This is a genomic window from Amycolatopsis sp. cmx-8-4 (assembly GCF_046548675.1).
Taxonomy (GTDB): Bacteria; Actinomycetota; Actinomycetes; order Mycobacteriales; family Pseudonocardiaceae; genus Amycolatopsis.
The window spans coordinates 59,114-76,309 of sequence record NZ_JAEBDZ010000012.1 but is presented as its reverse complement, the minus strand read 5'-3'; the positions used below and the strand labels follow the sequence as shown (position 1 = coordinate 76,309).

Sequence of the window (17,196 nt, the reverse complement as noted above, 5' to 3'; positions counted from 1 at the left end):
AGAACCGCGTCGTCCCGGCTGTCCGGCGCGCAGTGGGTGGTGCGAAAGCCCCGAAACATACCGATAGTCGTTGACCGGTTCCGGGGTGCGACGAACGATCGGTTCAGCTGCGCGCCTTGCCCCGAAAGGAACCCCGAGTGAGAAGACTGCTCACTGTGCTGCTGGCCGCCGTCGTGCCGGTGGTCGCCGCGGTCGTGCTGCTCGTCGCGCAGCCCGCGTCCGCGGCGTCGCTGACCCGCGTGACCGGTTTCGGCACCAACCCCAGCAACCTGAACATGTACACCTACGTCCCGGACCGGGTGGCGGCCAAGCCGGCGCTGCTGGTCGCGATCCATTACTGCACCGGCTCGGCTTCGGCGGTCTTCAACGGCTACGCCCGCGACTACGTCACCGCGGCCGACCAGTACGGGTACGTCATCGTGTTCCCGGAGGCCACCCGCGGCGGCGCCTGCTTCGACGTCTCCTCACCACAGGCCCTGACCCGCGGCGGCGGCAGTGACCCGGTCGGCATCCTGTCGATGGTCGACTACGCGAAGCAGCACTACAACGTCGATCCCGCCCGGGTCTACGTCACCGGGTTCTCCTCGGGCGCGATGATGACGAACGTGCTCGCCGCGGAGTACCCGGACGTGTTCGCCGCCGGTTCGGCGTTCATGGGCGTGCCCGCCGGCTGCTTCGGCACCACCGACGGGTCGAGCTGGAACTCCCAGTGCGCGAACGGCCAGCTGACGAAGACCGCCCAGCAGTGGGGCGACCAGGCCCGGCAGATGAGCGGCGGGCGCAGCGGGCCGTACCCGCGGATGCAGCTGTGGCACGGCACCGCCGACGACACCTTGCGCTACCCGAACTTCGGCGAAGAGGTCAAGCAGTGGACCAACCTCGCCGGGGTGAGCCAGACGGCGTCGGTCACCGACCAGCCGCAGTCCGGCTGGACCCGCGCCCGCTACGGCGGCACCGGCGTCCAGGCGCCGGTCGAGGCGATCAGCGTCCAGGGCGCGGGGCACGTGCTGCCGCAGAGCGGCATGGTGGGCTACGCGATCTCGTTCCTCGGCCTGAACAGCGGCGGCACGACCACGACCACGCCGACCACCCCGACCACCCCGACCACTCCCACCACGACGACGTCGGCCCCGCCGGCGACGGGCACCACGCTCGGCGGCGCGGCGGCGCGGACCGGGCGGTACTTCGGCACGGCCGTCTCGGCGAGCAGGCTCTCGGACAGCGTCTACACCGGCATCCTGAGCCGTGAGTTCAGCATGATCACGCCCGAGAACGAGATGAAGATCGACGCGACCGAGCCGAACCAGGGCCAGTTCTCCTACGGCAACGCCGACCGGATCGTGGCCCAGGCCAAGTCCCAGGGCGCCCAGGTCCGCGGGCACACGCTGGCCTGGTACGGGCAGCAGCCCGGATGGATGCAGGGCATGGAGGGCTCGTCGCTGCGCTCGGCGATGCTCAACCACGTCACGCAGGTCGCGACGCACTACCGCGGCCGGCTCTACTCGTGGGACGTGGTGAACGAGGCGTTCGCCGACGGCGGTTCCGGCGCCCGCCGCGACTCCAACCTGCAGCGCACCGGCAACGACTGGATCGAGGCGGCGTTCCGCGCCGCCCGGGCGGCCGACCCCGGCGCGAAGCTCTGCTACAACGACTACAACACCGACGACTGGAGCCAGGCGAAGACCCAGGCCGTGTACCACATGGTGCAGGACTTCAAGTCCCGCGGCGTGCCGATCGACTGCGTCGGCTTCCAGTCGCACTTCAACAGCGCCAGCCCGGTGCCGTCGAACTACCAGACCACGCTGCAGAACTTCGCCGACCTCGGCGTGGACGTCCAGATCACCGAGCTGGACATCGAAGGGTCGGGCACCACGCAGGCGAACAGTTTCCGCACGGTCACGAACGCCTGCCTCGCGGTGGCGCGCTGCAACGGCCTGACCGTGTGGGGCATCCGGGACACCGACTCCTGGCGCGCGTCGGCCACCCCGCTGCTGTTCGACGGCAGCGGCACCAAGAAGGCCGCCTACACCGCGGTCCTCGACGCGCTGAACGGCGGCACCACGACCACGCCGCCGCCGACGACCACCCCGCCGCCGACGACCACGACCCCGCCGCCGTCGGGCGGGTGCACCGGGACCTACACCAAGACAGCCGAGTGGAACGTCGGCTTCAACGGCCAGGTGAGCGTGACGGGCTCGAACAACTGGGTGCTCACGATCACCTTCCACGCACCCCAGAAGGTCATCGGCAGCTGGAACTACACCGGCACCTGGGACAGCACCGGGTACGTGCTGACCGCGAAACCCAACGGGAGCGGCAACGTCATCGGGTTCACCGTCGAGCACGGCGGGAACCTGACGGCGCCGGGCGTCACCTGCGCGGCGAGCTAGAACAACCGGCCGACCTCGTCCGCGGGCGGTTCCTCCAGGCTCAGGAGGAACCGCTTGCGGGCCAGGCCGCCGGCGTACCCGGTCAGGCTCCCGCTCGTGCCGACCACCCGGTGGCACGGCACGATGACGCTGATCGGGTTCCAGCCGTTGGCGTTGCCGACGGCCTGCGCGGCACCCGGGTCGCCCAGTGCGGCGGCCAGCTGCCCGTAGGTGCGGGTCTCGCCGAACGGGATCTTCGTCAGCAGGTCCCAGACCTGCTTCTCGAACGCGGAACCACGCGGCGCGAGCTCGAGGTCGAACTCGCGCCGCGTGCCCGCGAAGTACTCGCCCAGCTGTGCTTCCACGACCTCGAAGCCGGTCTCGGTGCGCTCCCCGAGGTCGGTCATCCGGGGCGTGCGCAGGTGGCCGTCGAAGTAGAGGCCGAGCAGTGCACCGGCCGCGTCACCGACGAGGGTCAGTGGCCCGATGGGGGAGTCGATGACGGTGTGCCGGACGCTCATGGCGCCAGCTTAACGGCTCAGGAATCGCTGACCTTGACCGAGAGCGAGTCGACGCTCATCTCGGCGCCCGGCGTGATGTCCGCACCCGGGGAGGTGCAGCCGCAGACCTTGTTCGGGTAGGAGCCGCCGATCGCGACGTCGAAGATGACGAAGAACCCGTGGTCGACCGCGGCCTTCCAGGTCGCGTCGGACACCTGGTTCTGCTTCACCGAGTAGGTCTGGTTGCCGTCGAGGTAGAACCGCAGTTCTTCCGCGGCGGCGTCGCGGCGGTCCACCACGACCGAGTAGGAGTGGTAGCCGTCCTGGCAGCCCGGGCAGTCCTGCAGGTCGCTCGTGATGCCGTCCGGGTCGTGGCACTCGCCCTGCCACTGTCCACAGTGGAAGGTGGTGGAGTGCTTGCTGAGCGCGTTGACGTCCTCCATGATGTCGAGCTCGCCGATGCTCGGCCAGTTCGTCGCGCCGACCGGCCGCGCGTCGCCGCCCATCGCCCAGAACGCCGGCCAGTAGCCGAGCCCGCCGGCGGGGGACGGCTGCTTGAGCGACGCGCTGATCTCCATCTGTCCACCCGCCGGGGCGGCGAAGTCGGTCCGCTGCGTCTCGATCCGGCCGGAGGTCCAGTTGCCCGCGGCGTCGCGCAACGGCTTGATGGCGAGGTGGCCCGCGCCGTCGTGGTAGACGTTGCCGGTCGAGTCCGTGGCCGTCTCGAGCTCGCCGGTGCCCCAGGCCGCCGCGCCGCCCGGGTAGCCGGTTCCCTTGTCGTAGAGCCAGTCCTGGGTGTTCAGACCGGTACCGGCCGCGCCGTCGAAGTCGTCCTGGAACACGGTGGTCCAGGTCTCCGCGGCGGACGTCGTCGCCGGGGCGAGGAAGGGCAGTGACAACGTTGCCATCACGGCGGTCAGTCGCAGGAAACGCTTGCTGGGCTGCATGGGGGTCCGCTTTCTCTGTGATGAAGCCGGAAAGGGGGTGCGTCCACCTGCGAGGCCGTCCACTGTCACCGACCGTTCGCGGGGAAGTCAAGGCCCCTGCCCGGAATTACCCACGACCCGGTACCCAGGGGCAGTCACCGGCCGGGATTGTTTGAAAATTCCCGGTGCGGGGAATCGCGCGCTGAGTGCGAACGGTGGTCTAGACCTACCTTGGAGGGGTTGTCAGGCCCGGTGGGCGGCGTTCATAGTTTGTTGGCGTCCACAACGAATCTGCGAGCGCGGCCGGTGTCTCCATTGTGGAGCACGCCGCGTGTTCTGGTAATCCTCAACGTGGAGGAATCATGATCTCGCGCCGCTCGTTCCTGAGCCTTTCGGCGGCCACGCTCGCCACCGCCACCGTGCTGCCCCTGGCCCGCACCGCCTACGCCGCGACGCCGTCGACCTTCGGTCTCGAGCTGGTGAACAACTCCGGCTCCGGCACCGTGTACGCCTACGTCACCGGCACGACCCCGGACGGCCGGCTGGTCCTGCTGCGCGCCGACGGCTCGCCGTACTACCCGGACTCGCCCGGCGCCGCGCACACGCCGTTGCCGGAGGACTGCGCCATCCCGGTCGGTTCCGGGGCCCAGGTCTCCGTGCCGAAGATGGGCGGCGCGCGGATCTACGTCGTCACCGACGCGAAGCTGGACTTCTTCCTCGATCCGGGGCCGGCCCTGGTGCACCCGAGCTTCCTCAACACCGCCGATCCCAACTTCGGGAAGAACTGGTCGTTCAGCGAGTTCACGTTCAACGACGAGCAGCTGTTCGCCAACATCAGCTACGTCGACTTCGTCGGGATGCCGATGGGTCTGTCGCTCACGACGTCCGGCTCGGGCACGAAAACCGTCAACGGCCTGCCTTCGGGATCGCTGGACGCCATCTCGTCGGAGCTGACGGCGCTGGGCGGCAACTGGCCGGGGCTGGTGCAGACCGGCGGCGGCGGGAACCTGCGGGCGCTGTCGCCGCACCACCACGCCGACCAGTTCGGCGGGTACCTCGACGGGTACATCGACCAGGTCTGGCAGAAGTACGAGGGCACGGACCTCGTGGTGGACTCGCAGAACCCGGGCCTGGGCACGTTCACCGGCCGCGTCACGGGCGGCCGGCTGGTGCTCGGGGCCGAGTCCTTCGCGAAGCCGGCCACCGCGGACGTCTGGAGCTGCGACAGCGGCCCGTTCGCCATCGCGGCCGGCGCGAGCGACGCGCGCAAGAGCATCATCCCGCGCCTGGCGGCGGCGCTGAACCGCACGACGTTGCTGGACAACGCGCACCAGCCGACGGCGGAGGACCCGGCGAAGTTCTACCTGGGCGACGTCACCAACCACTACGCCCGCATCGTCCACTCGAAACTGCCCGACAACCGGGGCTACGCGTTCCCGTACGACGACGTCAGCCCGGGCCCGGACTTCAGCGGCGCGGTGTTCGCCGGCGACCCGGACGTGCTGACGATCACGGTGGGAGCGACCCATGGCTGAGCCCGTTCAAAAACTGTCGGTGGTGGCGGTTAGCCTCATGGCATGAACACGGACGACGCGACGGTCCCGGCGGACCAGCTCACCAAGGGCCAGTGGTTCTGGCACGAGCCCGCCCCGGGGCTGCCCGCGTGGCAGCTACAGGTGACTTCGGCGGACATCCTGGAGGATTCCGTCGAGATCTTCACCACGGACGAAGAGCGCGAACTGGTGTCGTACCCGCGCAACCGCCTCGTGCGGCTGGCCAGCGCGGCCTGAGGTTCCCTGAAGCGCGGTGGGCCTGCTCCGGCTCACCGCGTTTCTCGGCTTTCGGGCCTGCTCACCGCATTCAATGAGCGATGCCGGAGTGACTGACGGTATTCGGGTCGGTGGTCGCCCGCTGCGTCGTCAGCCGTGATGTTCTTTCATCTTGCTCGATTTCCGAATCGGCTGCTTTCGCGGCCTCTTGCTCGTGCCCTCTTTCGACCGCCGCGGGTCAGGCTGCTCCCGCATGCCGCAAGGCCGCCGGGCGCCAGGTCATCCGGACCGTGGTGCCCTGCTCGCCGGTGTGGATGTCGGACTGGTCCGTCACCTTGTCGATCAGCAGCAGGCCGCGTCCGCCCGAAGTGCGCAGGCCCGCGGTGCGGGGGCGGTTCGCGCGGGTGGCCGGGATGCCGCAGCCGGTGTCGGTGACCGTCACGGTCACGGCGTCGCCCACCCGCGCCGCTTGCAGACGCGCCCAGCCGTGCTTGTCCGGGTAGGCGTAGGCCGCGACGTTCGCCAGCGCCTCGTAGGTCGCCAGCGTGATGTCGTGCGTGCTCTCCGGGTCCAGGGGGAGGGCGGCCAGCCAGCGGATGAGCTTGCGGCGCAGGTCGGCGACGTCGTTGGGCAGCGCCGGCGCGAGTTCTTCGAAGGTCGAGGTGACCACGGTCCCGGACCCCGCGGGGAGGCGGTCGGGGGACGTGGTCCCGGGTGGGCCGTCGTCGGCGGTTTCGCCGGTGTCGACGTCCGGCTCCAGGGTGTGTCGGTGCACGGTGTGCTCCCATCCGTCGGCCACGGTTCGGCGGGCTTCCCTGGAGACCTACCCACCGCCACCGGTTCTCACGCATTGTGCTTCGGGGAAAGTCCGGCTACAGTGAAGGTGCTCCTTGCGGACGTCGGCCTTCAGGCCGCCCGGAGGAAGCTCCCGGATCCAGGCCAGTTCGGCCTCTTTCCTTTCATTCACGGCCCGCGCCGTCCGCGCGCCGGCCGTTCCCGCATTCAGGAGAAACCATGCCTTTCCACGGAATCCTTGACGTACAAGGAAAATCCGCCTTCGTCCGCGCCGGCTACCGGCGCGCCGACGGCGACATCACCATCCCCCTTTCCGTCGTCCGCAAGCACAAGCTGCGCACCGGCGACGAAATCACCGGCACCGCCGAGGAAATCATCAGCGTCGACGGCGTCAACCCGGCCACCCCGCGGCCGGACTTCGACGACCTCGTCCCGGTGCACCCCGACGAGCGCCTGCTGCTCGAAACCACCCCGGCGCGGGTGCTGACCCGCGTCATCGACCTCGTCACGCCGATCGGCAAGGGCCAGCGCGCGCTGGTCGTCTCGCCGCCGAAGGCGGGGAAAACCACGGTGCTGAGCGAAATCGCGCACGGCATCGCCACCAACCACCCGGAGTGCAAGCTCATGGTGCTGCTCGCCGACGAGCGTCCAGAGGAGGTCACCGAGCTGCGCCGGACCGTGCGCGGGGAGGTGATCGCGTCCACATTCGACCGCCCGCCGGCCGAACACGTCGCGATCGCGGAACTGGCGGTCGAGCGCGCCAAACGCCTGGTGGAGCGCGGCGAGGACGTCGTGCTGCTGCTCGACTCCCTGACCCGCCTGGGCCGCGCGTACAACCTGTCGGCCCGCCCTTCCGGTCGCACACTCTCCGGAGGTGTCGACGCGGCGGCCCTGCAGCCGATGAAGCGCATCCTCGGCGCCGCAAGGAACGTCGAGGGCGGTGGTTCCCTCACGATCATCGCGACCGCGCTCGTGGAAACCGGTTCGCTGGCCGACACGGTGTTCTTCGAGGAGCTGAAGAGCACGGGCAACGCCGAGCTCAAGCTGGACCGTCGCACCGCAGAACGCCGGGTCTTCCCGGCGGTCGACCTGGCCGCGTCCGGCACCCGGCGCGAGGAACTGCTGGTGACGCCGGAGGAACTCGCCGCAATGCGCGACGTCCGCCGAGCACTACAGGGCCCGCACGCCGTAGAGCAGCTGCTGGACCAGCTCCGCAAGACGAGCTCGAACGCCGAGTTCCTGCTCCGCGTGACCGGCGCGGCCGCACTGCCCCAGGCCGCCTGAGCCCACTGCGCCACAGTGCGCCTTCGCGGCAGGTGCCTGCCCTCTCGTTCGCGACGCGCTGAGCCGCAGTGTGCTTGCTCGGCACCGCGCATCCGTTAGCTGCCGCGCCCGCTCAGCTGCGGCGCTCATGCGGTCCGCTCGACCGGCGCTCTTGCTCGGCCGCCGCACTCACTTCGGTGCCGCGCACCTGGACCGGCGCGCTTGGTCCGCCGATGTGCTCTCAGCGGGTGCCGTGCCAGCTCAAGCGCTCGCGCCGCCCGATCGGGCTGGTTCGGTCCGCCGCCGAGCGCCCGCCGACCCAAGCTCTGGCCAGCCCAAGCGCTCGTCCGCCGGGTGCCGGTCAGCCGCCGCAGCCAGGTGCCGCTTCAGCCGCTGCGGCACCTGGCCGGTGCCGGTCCGCGCAGCCACCGCGGAAACGCTCAAGCGCCGCGGCCGGTGGTCTGTTGCAGCTCGTCGATCCGCTTCGACGCCTCGGCCTTGGTCAGGTCTTCGGGCACCTCCTGCCCCGCCTCCTGGGCGAGCGTCTGCAGGTAGGACTTCTGCGGCCCGGTCATCGGCTCGTCGCCGGTGGTCCAGTCGCTCGGGTCCTTCTCCGGGTTGGGTTCCGGCTGTTCGGTCATCACCACTCCATTCGAACGTCTGTTCGCTCGGGTTCGACTGTAACCCAGAGCCCCGACAGTTTCCGTGCACGTCCCCGCGGAGGAGTTTCCCCGCGAATCCCGCCCGGAAACGCGAAATCCGTCCACGGCGGCGTGAACACCACTGTGGACGGATTCGCGAAACGTCAGGCCGTCGGGCGGGTCGCTCCGGCGTACTCGCTCATCAGCGGGGAGATCTTGACCACGTCACCACTGGTGGGGGCGTGGACCATCTTTCCGTCGCCGATGTACATCCCGATGTGCGATACCGGGGAGTAGTAGGCGACCAGGTCGCCCGGCTGCAGCTGGTCGCGCGACACCGGCGTGCCGAAGCCCGCCTGCGCCGCCGAGTTGCGCGGCAGGGAGATGCCGGCCTGCTTGTAGGCCCACTGCATCAGTCCCGAGCAGTCGAACGTGCTCGGTCCGGTCGCGCCCCAGACGTAGGCGCTGCCGAGCTTGCTCAGCGCCGCGTTGACCGCGGTCTGGGCGGCCCCGGTCGCCGCCTTGACGGTGGGGGCCTTGCCGCCGGTGTCCTTCTGCGCGGCCTTGTCGGCCGTGCTGAGGGTCTTGCTCTGCGCCTCGATCTGGTCGATCTGGGTCTGCAGGTTCTTCTTCTTGCCCTCGATGTCCGAGGTCAGCTTGGCCGCCGCGTCGCGCGCGTCGGTCGCCTTCTTCGCGGCGTCCGTCGCCGTCTTCTCGGCGGTCTTGGCCTTCTCGGCCGCGCCGCTGAGGTTGTCCATCGCGGAGTTCTTGTCGGTCGCGATGACCTCGAGGGCCGACGAGCGGTCCAGGAAGTCCTGCGTCGACGTGCCGGCCAGCAGCGCGGACAGCTTGTTGAGCTGGACGCCGCTGGTGAACGACGCGTTGGCGAACTTGTCCACCTGGGACTGGTACTTCTGCTTCGCGTCGGCGGCCTCGGCGCCCGCGGTCTTCGCCGCGTCGACGTCGGTGGTGGCCTTGTCGAGCTCACCCTGCTTGGTGGTGAGGTCGGCCTGGGCCTTGAGCAGGTCTTCGTTGAGCTTCTCGGCCTGCGCCGCGAGGTCGCGGTACTTGGCCAGGGCCTCCGACCCGGTGGGCGGAGCCTGGAGAGCGGGGATCGGGGCGGCGGTGGCCGCGGGGTCGGCGACGGTGATCACTGCGATCACCGCGGCGGCCGCGAGGGCACCTGACACCACGCGCTTGACGGGATGCGAATGCACGGTCGCGCGGGTCTCCTTTGCTGTTCGGCCGCCGGTCGGGACCGGGGCGGCGAGTCGGGGGCCTCGTCCGCACTGCCCCGTCACGGTGCGCGCTCTCCCGCAACAGGTGAGCCACGCGGTGTGGGGGTCCGGTACCCGGCAAGGGGGTATCGGCGGCGATCTCGCGTAGCCACCTGTCGGTGGCGCGGGGCCGCGAGATCTCGAACAGGTTACGAAAAGAACACGGGAGAGTCCAGGGGGTTCGCGTCGGAACTCTCCGTGACGGCCGGAATCATCGCTGGACCAGGTGCGCCGGGAAAACTTGTGTCCGGTCTGACAGGCCGTAGCTGCACGCTGGCCGTGGCCGACACCGTCAAGCCGACGTCGGCCGAGGCGGTCCGGCGGCTGCGCGGGCTCGGGCTGACGCCGGTCCTGCTGACCGGCGACAGCGCCGTCGTCGCCCGCGCGGTGGCCGCGGAGGTCGGGATCGAGCGCGTGATCGCCGAGGTGCTGCCGCACGACAAGGCCGCCGTCGTCGAGCGGCTTCAAGCGGCGGGGCACGTGGTCGCCATGGCCGGCGACGGCGTCAACGACGCGGCCGCGCTCGCCCAGGCCGACCTGGGGCTGGCCATGGGCACCGGCACCGACGTCGCGATCGAGGCGGCCGACCTGACGCTCGTGCGTGGTGACCTGCGCGTGGCGGCCGACGCGATCCGGCTGGCGCGCCGGACGCTGCGGACGATCAAGGGCAACCTGTTCTGGGCGTTCGCCTACAACGTCGCCGCGCTGCCGCTCGCGGCCGCGGGCCTGCTCAACCCGATGATCGCCGGCGCGGCGATGGCCGTCAGCTCGGTCTTCGTCGTCACGAACAGCCTGCGTCTGCGCCGGTTTGAATAAGCACGGCCGAATAAACACGGCCGAATCGGCACGGATGGGTGATTGGAGGTCGTTTGTACGTCCCTTGTATCCGGCCGGGTGATCCTGATGGCGGCAGGGATTCCGACGAGTGGAGGACAGGGATGTTCACGAAGGCCGCCGTGTTGACGGCACTCACCGCCGCGACGCTCGCTGTGGCGGCGCCGGCCCAGGCCGTGCCGGCAGCCACGACAGCGTTGCCCGCGGCGAACATGGAGGCCGTGCTCAAGGCGGCCCAGATCGACCCGCGCCGCGCCGACGACACCCAGACGCCGGGCGCGCACGACAGCGTCCTGCTGGTCGAGCAGGCGTTGCAGGCGAAGGGGCTGCTGGACAGCAAGTACGTCGACGGCTACTTCGGCACGACGACGATCACGGCGTACTCGCAGTACCAGAAGTCGCTGGGCTACACCGGGATCGACGCTTCGGGCCTGCCCGGCAAGACGTCGCTGGAGAAGCTGGGCGCGAGCCGCTACACCGTGACGAGCGCGGTGTCCGCGGGCAGCCGCGTGGCCTACCGCGGGGTCACGATCAACACCCGCACCAAGGCGATGCTGCTGGCGGCGGAGAAGATCGCCGGCTTCACCGTCAGCCTGACCCAGGGTTCCTACAACCCGGGCGGTGTCGACGCTTCGGCCGGGACGCACGACGGCGGCGGCGCGATGGACATCTCGGTGTCCGGCATGTCGGCGGCGACCCGCACGACCCTGTTGAAGGCGCTGCGCAACGTCGGGTTCGCGGCCTGGTACCGCACGCCGGACCAGGGTTTCGCCTACCACATCCACGCGATGGCGATCTCCGACCCGGACCTCTCGTCGGGCGCGCAGCACCAGACGGGCGACTACTACCTGGGCAAGAACGGCCTGGCCGGCCGCGGCGCCGACGACGGCCCCTCGGTCACGAAGGTCACCTGGGAGGAGTACCAGCGCGGCTGACGCGGCTCCCGAAGTCCGTGAAGGCCTCCTTACCGGCCATAAGAGCCGGTAAGGAGGCCTTCACGGCGTTCGTGGTGGCACGGCCGGGCGCGGCGGTGTTTGATCGGGGCAAAGACACAAGTGGGGGTTGATCCGATGGCTGAGAAGGCGTTCCGGTTCGGTGTGGTCGCGGCGGCCCAGGAGGGCGGCGCGAAGTGGCGGGAGACCGCGCGCCGGGCCGAAGAGCTGGGGTACTCGACCCTGCTCTCGCCGGACAACCTGAACCTGCCGACCCCGACGGCGTCGCTCGCGACGGCCGCCGCGGTCACGACGACCTTGCGGGTGGGCTCGTTCGTGCTGGCCAGCCCGCTGCGCACAGCACGCGCGGCCGCGTGGGAAGCGCACAGCCTGACGGCGATGACCGACGGCCGGTTCGAGCTGGGCCTCGGCACCGGCCTGGCGTCGATGCGCCAGCAGGCCGAGGAGCTGGGCCTGCCCTACGGCACCGGCCAGGAGCGGCTCGACTCGATCTCCGAGACGATCGACCACGTCCGCCGCCTCGACGGTGACGCGCACACGCCGGTGATGCTCGCCGCGGGCGGTCCCAAGGCCCGCCGGCTCGCCGCGGCGAAGGCCGACATCGTTACCCTCGCCGGGGGCGTGCTGACCACCCGCGACGAGTTCGCGTCGCACGTCGAGGAGATCCGGACCGCCGCCGACGGCCGGGACATCGAGCTGGCCATGAACATCTTCGTCGTCGGCGAGGTCGTCCCGCCGTGGATCCGCGGGTTCATCGGCGTCGACGCCGCGACGCTCATCGAGCATGACTCGCTGACCATGCTGCGCGGCAGCGTCGACGACATGGCGGGCGAGCTGGAACGCCGTCGCGACGAGCTGGGCGTGTCCTACGTCAGTGTCAACAGCGCCTTCATCGAGGAGTTCGCGCCGCTGGTGGCGCTGCTGACGGGGAAGTGAGCGTCGCGGGGTCGGTGTTGCCGCCGCAGAGCAGGACGGCGACCCGCTCGCCGGGCGCGGGCACGTAGGCGCCGCTGAGCAACGCGGCGCAGGCCGTGGCCCCGCCCGCTTCGACGGCGAGGCGGTAGCGGTCCCACAACGTCGTCCGGGCTTCGGCGATCGCGGCGTCCTCGACCAGGACCGACCCCGCGCCCGTGCGGGTGGCGACCGCGAAGGCGATGTCCCCGAGCCGGGACGCGCCGAGTGAGTCGGCGGCCAGGCCGGACACCTCGACCTGGACCGGCTCGCCCGCGTCCAAAGCCGCGTGGAGCGTCGGGATCGTGCGCGGCTCGACGCCGACCACGCGCGCCCGGCCCTCGACCGCCGCGGCGATGCCCGCCAGGAGCCCGCCACCGCCGACCGCGACCAGGATCGTGTCGAGCCCGTCCACCTGCTCCAGCAGTTCCAGACCGGCCGTGCCCTGGCCGGCGCAGATCTCCGGCTGGTCGTAGGCGTGGCAGAACAACGCGCCGCTGCCGGCCGCGTGCTTCACCGCCGCGTCGTAGGCGTCGGCGTACTTGTCGCCGACGAGCTCGACGGCCGCGCCGAGCGCGTGCAGCTTCGCCACCTTGACCGCGGGCGCAGTGGTGGGGACGAAAACCCTTGCGGGGACGACGAATTCGCGGGCGGCGTGGGCGACGGCGAGGCCCGCGTTGCCGCCCGACGCGGCGACCACCCCGGCCGCCGCGATGTCACCGGCCGCCAAGATCCGGTTGAACGCGCCGCGGGCCTTGAACGACCCGGTGTGCTGCAGGTGTTCCAGCTTGAACCACACGCCGTCGGCCGCGAAGACCGGCGTCCGGCGGACCCGGCCGTGGATCCTCGTGGCGGCGCGTTCGACGTCCGAAGTGCTGATCATGACCTCAGCATGCGCGCGCCCGGCCGTAAGCACCAGCGACGTCTCCTATGCTGGCGTTAGCAACGCTTACGGCTGGAGGCTCCCGTGCTCGACGCCCACCGCCTGGCCCTGCTCGCCGAGGTCGCGCACGCCGGGTCGATCGCCGGTGCGGCACAACGTCTTTCGTTCACGCCGTCCGCCGTCTCGCAGCAGCTGGCCAAACTCGAACGCGACGTCGGCGCACCTTTGGTGCACCGCAACCCGCGCGGCGTCACGCTCACCGCCGTCGGTGAAGCGCTGCTCACCCACGCCGAGACGATCGTCGGGGAGCTGCGGACCGCCGAGCGGACCGTGCGGGCCCTGCTCGGCGAGGAGCCGGCGCAGCTGACCGTCGGCACGTTCGCCAGCGCGGGCGCGACCCTCGTCCCGGCCGCGCTCGCGGGCTTCCGCGAGGCCCACCCGGCGGTCGCGCTGCGGCTGCTGGACCTGGAGCCACCCGACGGCTACGGCCTGGTCAGCTCGCGCGACCTGGATCTCCTGATCACCCATCACTATCCCGGCGCGGTCCTGCCCGACCCGCGTGGACTGGACCGCTCGTTGCTGCGCTCGGAGCGGTTCCGCCTGATCCTCCCGGTGGGCCACGCGAAAGCCGCCGTCCGCCGCCTCACCCTGCGCGGGCTCGCGGGGGAGGACTGGATCTCGGGTAGCCCCGGCGTGCCCAACCGGGTGTGCCTCGAACAGCTCGCGGACGCGGCGGGGGTCCGGCTGCGCGTCGCCCACGAAAGCCGCGACTACCAGGTGATCCTGGCGCTGGTCGAGGCCGGGCTGGGGATCGCGTTCATCCCGGAGAGCGTGCTGGAGCGCGCCGGCGGCGCCCGGATCGAGGTCCGGGACGCGGCCGACGCCCGCCCGGCCCGCGACGTCTTCCTGGTGCACCACAAGCGTCCGGGCCGGCTGGTGACGGAGATGGCGGACCGGCTGCGGGCGTGACTCAGCGGCGTCGCAGCCGCGGGTTCTCGATCGCCGGCGCCGCCGCCTGGTAGTTGTCGTGCCGGTTGACCTCGGTGCCGGGCGGGACGATCTCGTCGATCCGGTCGAGCACGTCACCGGGCAGCGGGCCCTGCGCGGCCAGCAGGTCGTCGAGCTGCTCCGGCGTGCGCGGGCCGATCAGCACCGACGTCACGGCCGGGTGGCTCAGCACGAACCGCACCGCGAGGTGCGCCAGCGGCAGGCCCGCGTCGCCCGCGAGTTTTCGCAGCCGCTCGACGGTTTCGGCCCGCGCGCGGTTCTCGGGGACGGCGAGGTCGAACACCTCGGGGGCCATCCCGGCGCGGTGGCCGCGCGCCGGGTCGCGGTCGGTCAGCCAGCCGCTGGACAGCGGCCCGTAGGTCAGGACACCCATGCCGTGGCGCTGGGCCGTCGGCAGGACGTCGTTCTCGATGATCCGGGTGAGCATCGAGTACCGCGGCTGCTCGGTGCGGAACCGGTGGTGCCCGCCGCGCCGCGCGGCCCACTGCGCCTCGACCATCAGCTCGGCCGGGAACGTCGAGGACCCGATCACGCGCACCTTGCCCGCGCGGACCAGATCGGACAGCGCGCCCAGCGTCTCGTCGATGTCGGTCAGGTGGTCGGGGCGGTGCTGCTGGTAGAGGTCGATGTGGTCGGTGCCGAGCCGCGTCAGGCTGGCTTCGACGGCCTGCTTGATCCACCGCGGCGAGGCGCCGGCCTGGTTGGCGTCGGGGCCCATCGGCATCGAGAACTTCGTCGCGAGCACGACGTCGTCACGGCGGCCCTTGAGCGCCTCGCCGACGATCACCTCCGACTCGCCGTGGGAGTAGACGTCGGCGGTGTCGATGAGGTTGATCCCGGCGTCCAGCGCCGCGTGGATCATCCGCACCGACTCGGCGCGATCGGTGTTGCCCATCGCGCCCAGCATCATCGCGCCGAAGGCGAAGCGGCTGACGGAGATGCCCGTGCCGCCCAGGATTTCGCGTTCCATCTCGGTTCTTCCTTCTCGGGAGCTGGTTCTGCTTCCAGCTAACCGCCGGCTCCGGCCGTTCGACGTCGCGAGAGGGGCATGGCTCGACCGGGGGTCCAGCAGACCCCCGCACGCGCGCGGCGCCCGATCTAGGCTGGCGGGATGAGCGAGGACAACCCGGAACTGCGGGACTTCCTGCGCGCCCGCCGGGCCCGGGTGACACCCGGGGACGCCGGGCTCCCGCCGGAACCCGGCGTGCGGCGCGTGCCCGGGCTGCGGCGGGAAGAGGTCGCGCGGCTGGCCGGGGTGAGCGTCGACTACTACGTCCGGCTCGAACGCGGCCGGAACCTGAACGTTTCGGAGTCGGTGCTGGACGCGATCGCGCGGTCGCTGCAGCTGGACGAAACCGAGCGGCGGCACCTGGTCGCGCTGGCCAAGCCGAGCCGCCGCCGGCCGCGGACCCCGGCACCCCAGCGCGTCCGCCCCGGGCTGCTGCGGGTGCTGGAGACCCTGACCGACGTCCCGGCGATGGTCACCGGCCGGCGCCTGGACGTGCTGGCCGCCAACCGCCTGGCGAAGGCGCTCTACCGCGACTTCGACGCGCTGCCCCCGCGCGAGCGCAACATGGCCCGGTTCGTCTTCCTCGACCCGCCGGCCCGCGAGCTGTACGCGGACTGGGAGTCGTCGGCGCGCAGCGTGGTGGCGACGCTGCACCTGTACGCGGGCCGCAACCCCCACGACCCGGCCCTGGCCGAGCTGATCGGCGAGCTGTCGGTGCGGGACCAGGATTTCCGCGTCTGGTGGGCGGATCACGACGTCTACCAGCGCACGCACGGCACTAAGCACTACCGGCACCCGGTGGTGGGGGATCTGGTCCTGGGGTACGAAGCCCTGGCTCCGACGGGCGACCACGACCAGGTGCTGGGAGTGCACACGGTGGAGCCGGGCTCACCTTCGGAAACGGCGCTGAGGCTGCTGGCCAGCTGGGCGGCGGAACCGGCGACGCCTTGATACCCGGCTCGTCGTGAGTGTTTAGGGCGGTTAGAACCGCCCTAAACACTCACGACGAGCCGGCACGAGGTGGCCTCAGCCGACCGGGCGGAGGGCGGTGGTGAACCGGGCCGACGCCTCGCTCAGCGCGTCCAGGCACGCCCGGACCGCGCCGTGGTCCTCCTCGCCCGCCCGGCAGATCGCGTAGATCGTGCGGGTCAGCGCCGGGCGGGTCGTCAGGATGCGGACGCGGTCCGGGAGCCGGTCGCGGGCCAAGCGGGGGACCAGCGCCGCGCCGAGGTTGCCCGCCACCAGGGCCAGCTGGGTCGGGTAGCTGCCCACCGTGCAGCTGATCCGCGGGTCCAGCCCCTGCTTGCGCAGGACCTGGACCAGCCAGTCGTGGCAGCCGGAGCCGGCGCTCCAGCCGATCCACGGCAGGTCGTCCACTTCGGACAAATCCACCGTCTTGCGGTGCGCCAGGCGGTGGCCGGCCGGCAGGGCGAGGTCCGCGACGTCGGAGAACAACGCGATCCTCGTCGTCTCCGGCGGGAGGACCGTCGGGCGGTCCGCCCAACTCTCCAGCACCGCGACGTCGAGGTCGCCGGCCAGGACGCGGGGCATCGTCTGCTCGGCCTCGCCCTCGTGCAGCGTCACCTCCAGCCGCGGGTGCTGCACGGCCAGCGTCGCCAGCGCGGGCGGCAGCAGCGCGTGCACGGTCGTCGGGATCGCGCCGACCCGCAGCGGCCCGATGACGTCCTCGCGCAGCAGCTCCAGGTCGGTTTTCGCCTCGGCGACCTGCGCGAGGATCCGCTCGGCGTGCCCGGCCAGCACCTGGCCCGCCTTCGTCAGCCGGACGCCGCGGCCGCGGGACTCCAACAGCGGCTGCCCGGCCTCCCGTTCCAGCTTCGCCAGCTGCTGGGAGACGCCCGAGGGCGTGACGTGCAGGGACGCGGCCGCCGCGGCGACCGAGCCCTGGGTGGCGAGGGCGTGCAGCGCCCGCATCCGCTCGAGTCCGAACACGGTAGTGATGCTACCGGATTTCGCGCAGAAACATTCGCTTGTCCTTGACAGTCGAGACGCCCACGCTG

At 71.1% G+C, this 17,196-nt stretch carries 16 protein-coding genes and 1 pseudogene; 9 read left to right on the top strand and 8 right to left on the bottom strand.

All coding sequences use genetic code 11. From position 1 onward, the window contains the following. The first annotated feature begins 137 nt into the window (after window positions 1–137). Window positions 138–2,390: a PHB depolymerase family esterase gene (locus ACLJQZ_RS25310; protein WP_410622353.1), complete on the top strand. Its 2,253-nt coding sequence runs from the start codon at window positions 138–140 to the stop codon at window positions 2,388–2,390. Here ACLJQZ_RS25310 and ACLJQZ_RS25305 read toward each other — a convergent pair. Beyond that, window positions 2,387–2,890 carry a methylated-DNA--[protein]-cysteine S-methyltransferase gene (locus ACLJQZ_RS25305; RefSeq protein WP_247053685.1) on the bottom strand — a complete coding sequence of 168 codons (504 nt, stop codon included), beginning with the start codon at window positions 2,888–2,890 and terminating at the stop codon, window positions 2,387–2,389. The two genes, ACLJQZ_RS25310 and ACLJQZ_RS25305, sit on opposite strands and share 4 nt — an antisense overlap. Window positions 2,891–2,907: 17 nt before the next feature. Next, entirely contained in the window at window positions 2,908–3,816 is a 909-nt protein-coding gene (locus ACLJQZ_RS25300) for a glycoside hydrolase family 16 protein (RefSeq protein ID WP_410622352.1), read from the bottom strand. A gap of 341 nt (window positions 3,817–4,157) precedes the next feature. On the opposite strand from ACLJQZ_RS25300, the gene ACLJQZ_RS25295 reads away from it, so the two are divergent. Both ACLJQZ_RS25295 and ACLJQZ_RS25290 read left to right on the top strand, forming a co-directional pair. Beyond that, the gene (locus tag ACLJQZ_RS25295; protein ID WP_410622351.1) at window positions 4,158–5,330 is read left to right on the top strand and encodes a glycoside hydrolase family 64 protein; all 1,173 of its coding nucleotides are present in this window, start codon (window positions 4,158–4,160) and stop codon (window positions 5,328–5,330) included. A 42-nt stretch (window positions 5,331–5,372) separates the two neighbouring features. Then, complete coding sequence (locus ACLJQZ_RS25290; protein WP_247053679.1) at window positions 5,373–5,585, top strand: hypothetical protein; 213 nt, start codon at window positions 5,373–5,375, stop codon at window positions 5,583–5,585. A 217-nt stretch (window positions 5,586–5,802) separates the two neighbouring features. On the opposite strand, the gene ACLJQZ_RS25285 is transcribed toward ACLJQZ_RS25290, so the two are convergent. After that, the gene (locus ACLJQZ_RS25285; RefSeq protein WP_410622350.1) at window positions 5,803–6,339 is read right to left on the bottom strand and encodes an ATP-binding protein; all 537 of its coding nucleotides are present in this window, start codon (window positions 6,337–6,339) and stop codon (window positions 5,803–5,805) included. Between the two features lie 239 nt (window positions 6,340–6,578). On the opposite strand from ACLJQZ_RS25285, the gene rho reads away from it, so the two are divergent. After that, on the top strand, window positions 6,579–7,643 hold the full coding sequence (rho, locus tag ACLJQZ_RS25280; RefSeq protein WP_410622349.1) for a transcription termination factor Rho: 1,065 nt from the start codon (window positions 6,579–6,581) through the stop codon (window positions 7,641–7,643). 419 nt (window positions 7,644–8,062) lie between these two features. Here the strand turns inward: rho and ACLJQZ_RS25275 are convergent, their stop codons facing one another. Further along, window positions 8,063–8,263 carry a DUF3072 domain-containing protein gene (locus ACLJQZ_RS25275; RefSeq protein ID WP_247053671.1) on the bottom strand — a complete coding sequence of 67 codons (201 nt, stop codon included), beginning with the start codon at window positions 8,261–8,263 and terminating at the stop codon, window positions 8,063–8,065. Window positions 8,264–8,427: 164 nt separating this feature from the next. Beyond that, on the bottom strand, window positions 8,428–9,480 hold the full coding sequence (locus ACLJQZ_RS25270) for an NlpC/P60 family protein (protein WP_410622348.1): 1,053 nt from the start codon (window positions 9,478–9,480) through the stop codon (window positions 8,428–8,430). A 333-nt stretch (window positions 9,481–9,813) separates the two neighbouring features. On the opposite strand from ACLJQZ_RS25270, the pseudogene ACLJQZ_RS25265 reads away from it, so the two are divergent. From ACLJQZ_RS25265 to ACLJQZ_RS25255, 3 genes and pseudogenes are all read left to right on the top strand, one after another. Continuing rightward, window positions 9,814–10,356: pseudogene (locus ACLJQZ_RS25265) on the top strand (HAD-IC family P-type ATPase); the annotation flags it as partial. 122 nt (window positions 10,357–10,478) lie between these two features. Further along, window positions 10,479–11,309 (top strand): peptidoglycan-binding domain-containing protein, encoded by an 831-nt coding sequence (locus ACLJQZ_RS25260; protein ID WP_410622347.1) that lies wholly within the window; start codon window positions 10,479–10,481, stop codon window positions 11,307–11,309. A 135-nt stretch (window positions 11,310–11,444) separates the two neighbouring features. Then, a complete protein-coding gene (locus ACLJQZ_RS25255; RefSeq protein WP_326951025.1) occupies window positions 11,445–12,263 on the top strand; it encodes an LLM class flavin-dependent oxidoreductase in 819 nt (272 codons plus the stop codon). Here the strand turns inward: ACLJQZ_RS25255 and ACLJQZ_RS25250 are convergent. Further along, a complete protein-coding gene (locus tag ACLJQZ_RS25250) occupies window positions 12,217–13,161 on the bottom strand; it encodes a threonine/serine dehydratase (RefSeq protein WP_410622346.1) in 945 nt (314 codons plus the stop codon). The genes ACLJQZ_RS25255 and ACLJQZ_RS25250 overlap by 47 nt on opposite strands. Window positions 13,162–13,245: 84 nt before the next feature. On the opposite strand from ACLJQZ_RS25250, the gene ACLJQZ_RS25245 reads away from it, so the two are divergent. Next, window positions 13,246–14,130: a LysR family transcriptional regulator gene (locus ACLJQZ_RS25245; RefSeq protein WP_410622345.1), complete on the top strand. Its 885-nt coding sequence runs from the start codon at window positions 13,246–13,248 to the stop codon at window positions 14,128–14,130. Window position 14,131: 1 nt separating this feature from the next. Here the strand turns inward: ACLJQZ_RS25245 and ACLJQZ_RS25240 are convergent, their stop codons facing one another. Further along, entirely contained in the window at window positions 14,132–15,139 is a 1,008-nt protein-coding gene (locus tag ACLJQZ_RS25240; protein WP_410622344.1) for an aldo/keto reductase, read from the bottom strand. Between the two features lie 141 nt (window positions 15,140–15,280). Between ACLJQZ_RS25240 and ACLJQZ_RS25235 the strand changes: the two genes are divergently transcribed. Further along, entirely contained in the window at window positions 15,281–16,129 is an 849-nt protein-coding gene (locus tag ACLJQZ_RS25235; protein ID WP_410622343.1) for a helix-turn-helix transcriptional regulator, read from the top strand. A gap of 75 nt (window positions 16,130–16,204) precedes the next feature. Here the strand turns inward: ACLJQZ_RS25235 and ACLJQZ_RS25230 are convergent, their stop codons facing one another. Further along, window positions 16,205–17,128: a LysR family transcriptional regulator gene (locus tag ACLJQZ_RS25230; RefSeq protein ID WP_410622342.1), complete on the bottom strand. Its 924-nt coding sequence runs from the start codon at window positions 17,126–17,128 to the stop codon at window positions 16,205–16,207. Window positions 17,129–17,196: the final 68 nt, after the last annotated feature.

Coding starts and splice junctions, on each gene's coding strand:
- ACLJQZ_RS25305 (WP_247053685.1), bottom strand. CDS start 2,890: ATGAGCGTCCGGCACACCGTCATCGACTCCCCCATCGGGCCACTGACC.
- ACLJQZ_RS25300 (WP_410622352.1), bottom strand. CDS start 3,816: ATGCAGCCCAGCAAGCGTTTCCTGCGACTGACCGCCGTGATGGCAACG.
- ACLJQZ_RS25295 (WP_410622351.1), top strand. CDS start 4,158: ATGATCTCGCGCCGCTCGTTCCTGAGCCTTTCGGCGGCCACGCTCGCC.
- ACLJQZ_RS25290 (WP_247053679.1), top strand. CDS start 5,373: ATGAACACGGACGACGCGACGGTCCCGGCGGACCAGCTCACCAAGGGC.
- rho (WP_410622349.1), top strand. CDS start 6,579: ATGCCTTTCCACGGAATCCTTGACGTACAAGGAAAATCCGCCTTCGTC.
- ACLJQZ_RS25275 (WP_247053671.1), bottom strand. CDS start 8,263: ATGACCGAACAGCCGGAACCCAACCCGGAGAAGGACCCGAGCGACTGG.
- ACLJQZ_RS25260 (WP_410622347.1), top strand. CDS start 10,479: ATGTTCACGAAGGCCGCCGTGTTGACGGCACTCACCGCCGCGACGCTC.
- ACLJQZ_RS25255 (WP_326951025.1), top strand. CDS start 11,445: ATGGCTGAGAAGGCGTTCCGGTTCGGTGTGGTCGCGGCGGCCCAGGAG.
- ACLJQZ_RS25250 (WP_410622346.1), bottom strand. CDS start 13,161: ATGATCAGCACTTCGGACGTCGAACGCGCCGCCACGAGGATCCACGGC.
- ACLJQZ_RS25240 (WP_410622344.1), bottom strand. CDS start 15,139: ATGGAACGCGAAATCCTGGGCGGCACGGGCATCTCCGTCAGCCGCTTC.
- ACLJQZ_RS25235 (WP_410622343.1), top strand. CDS start 15,281: ATGAGCGAGGACAACCCGGAACTGCGGGACTTCCTGCGCGCCCGCCGG.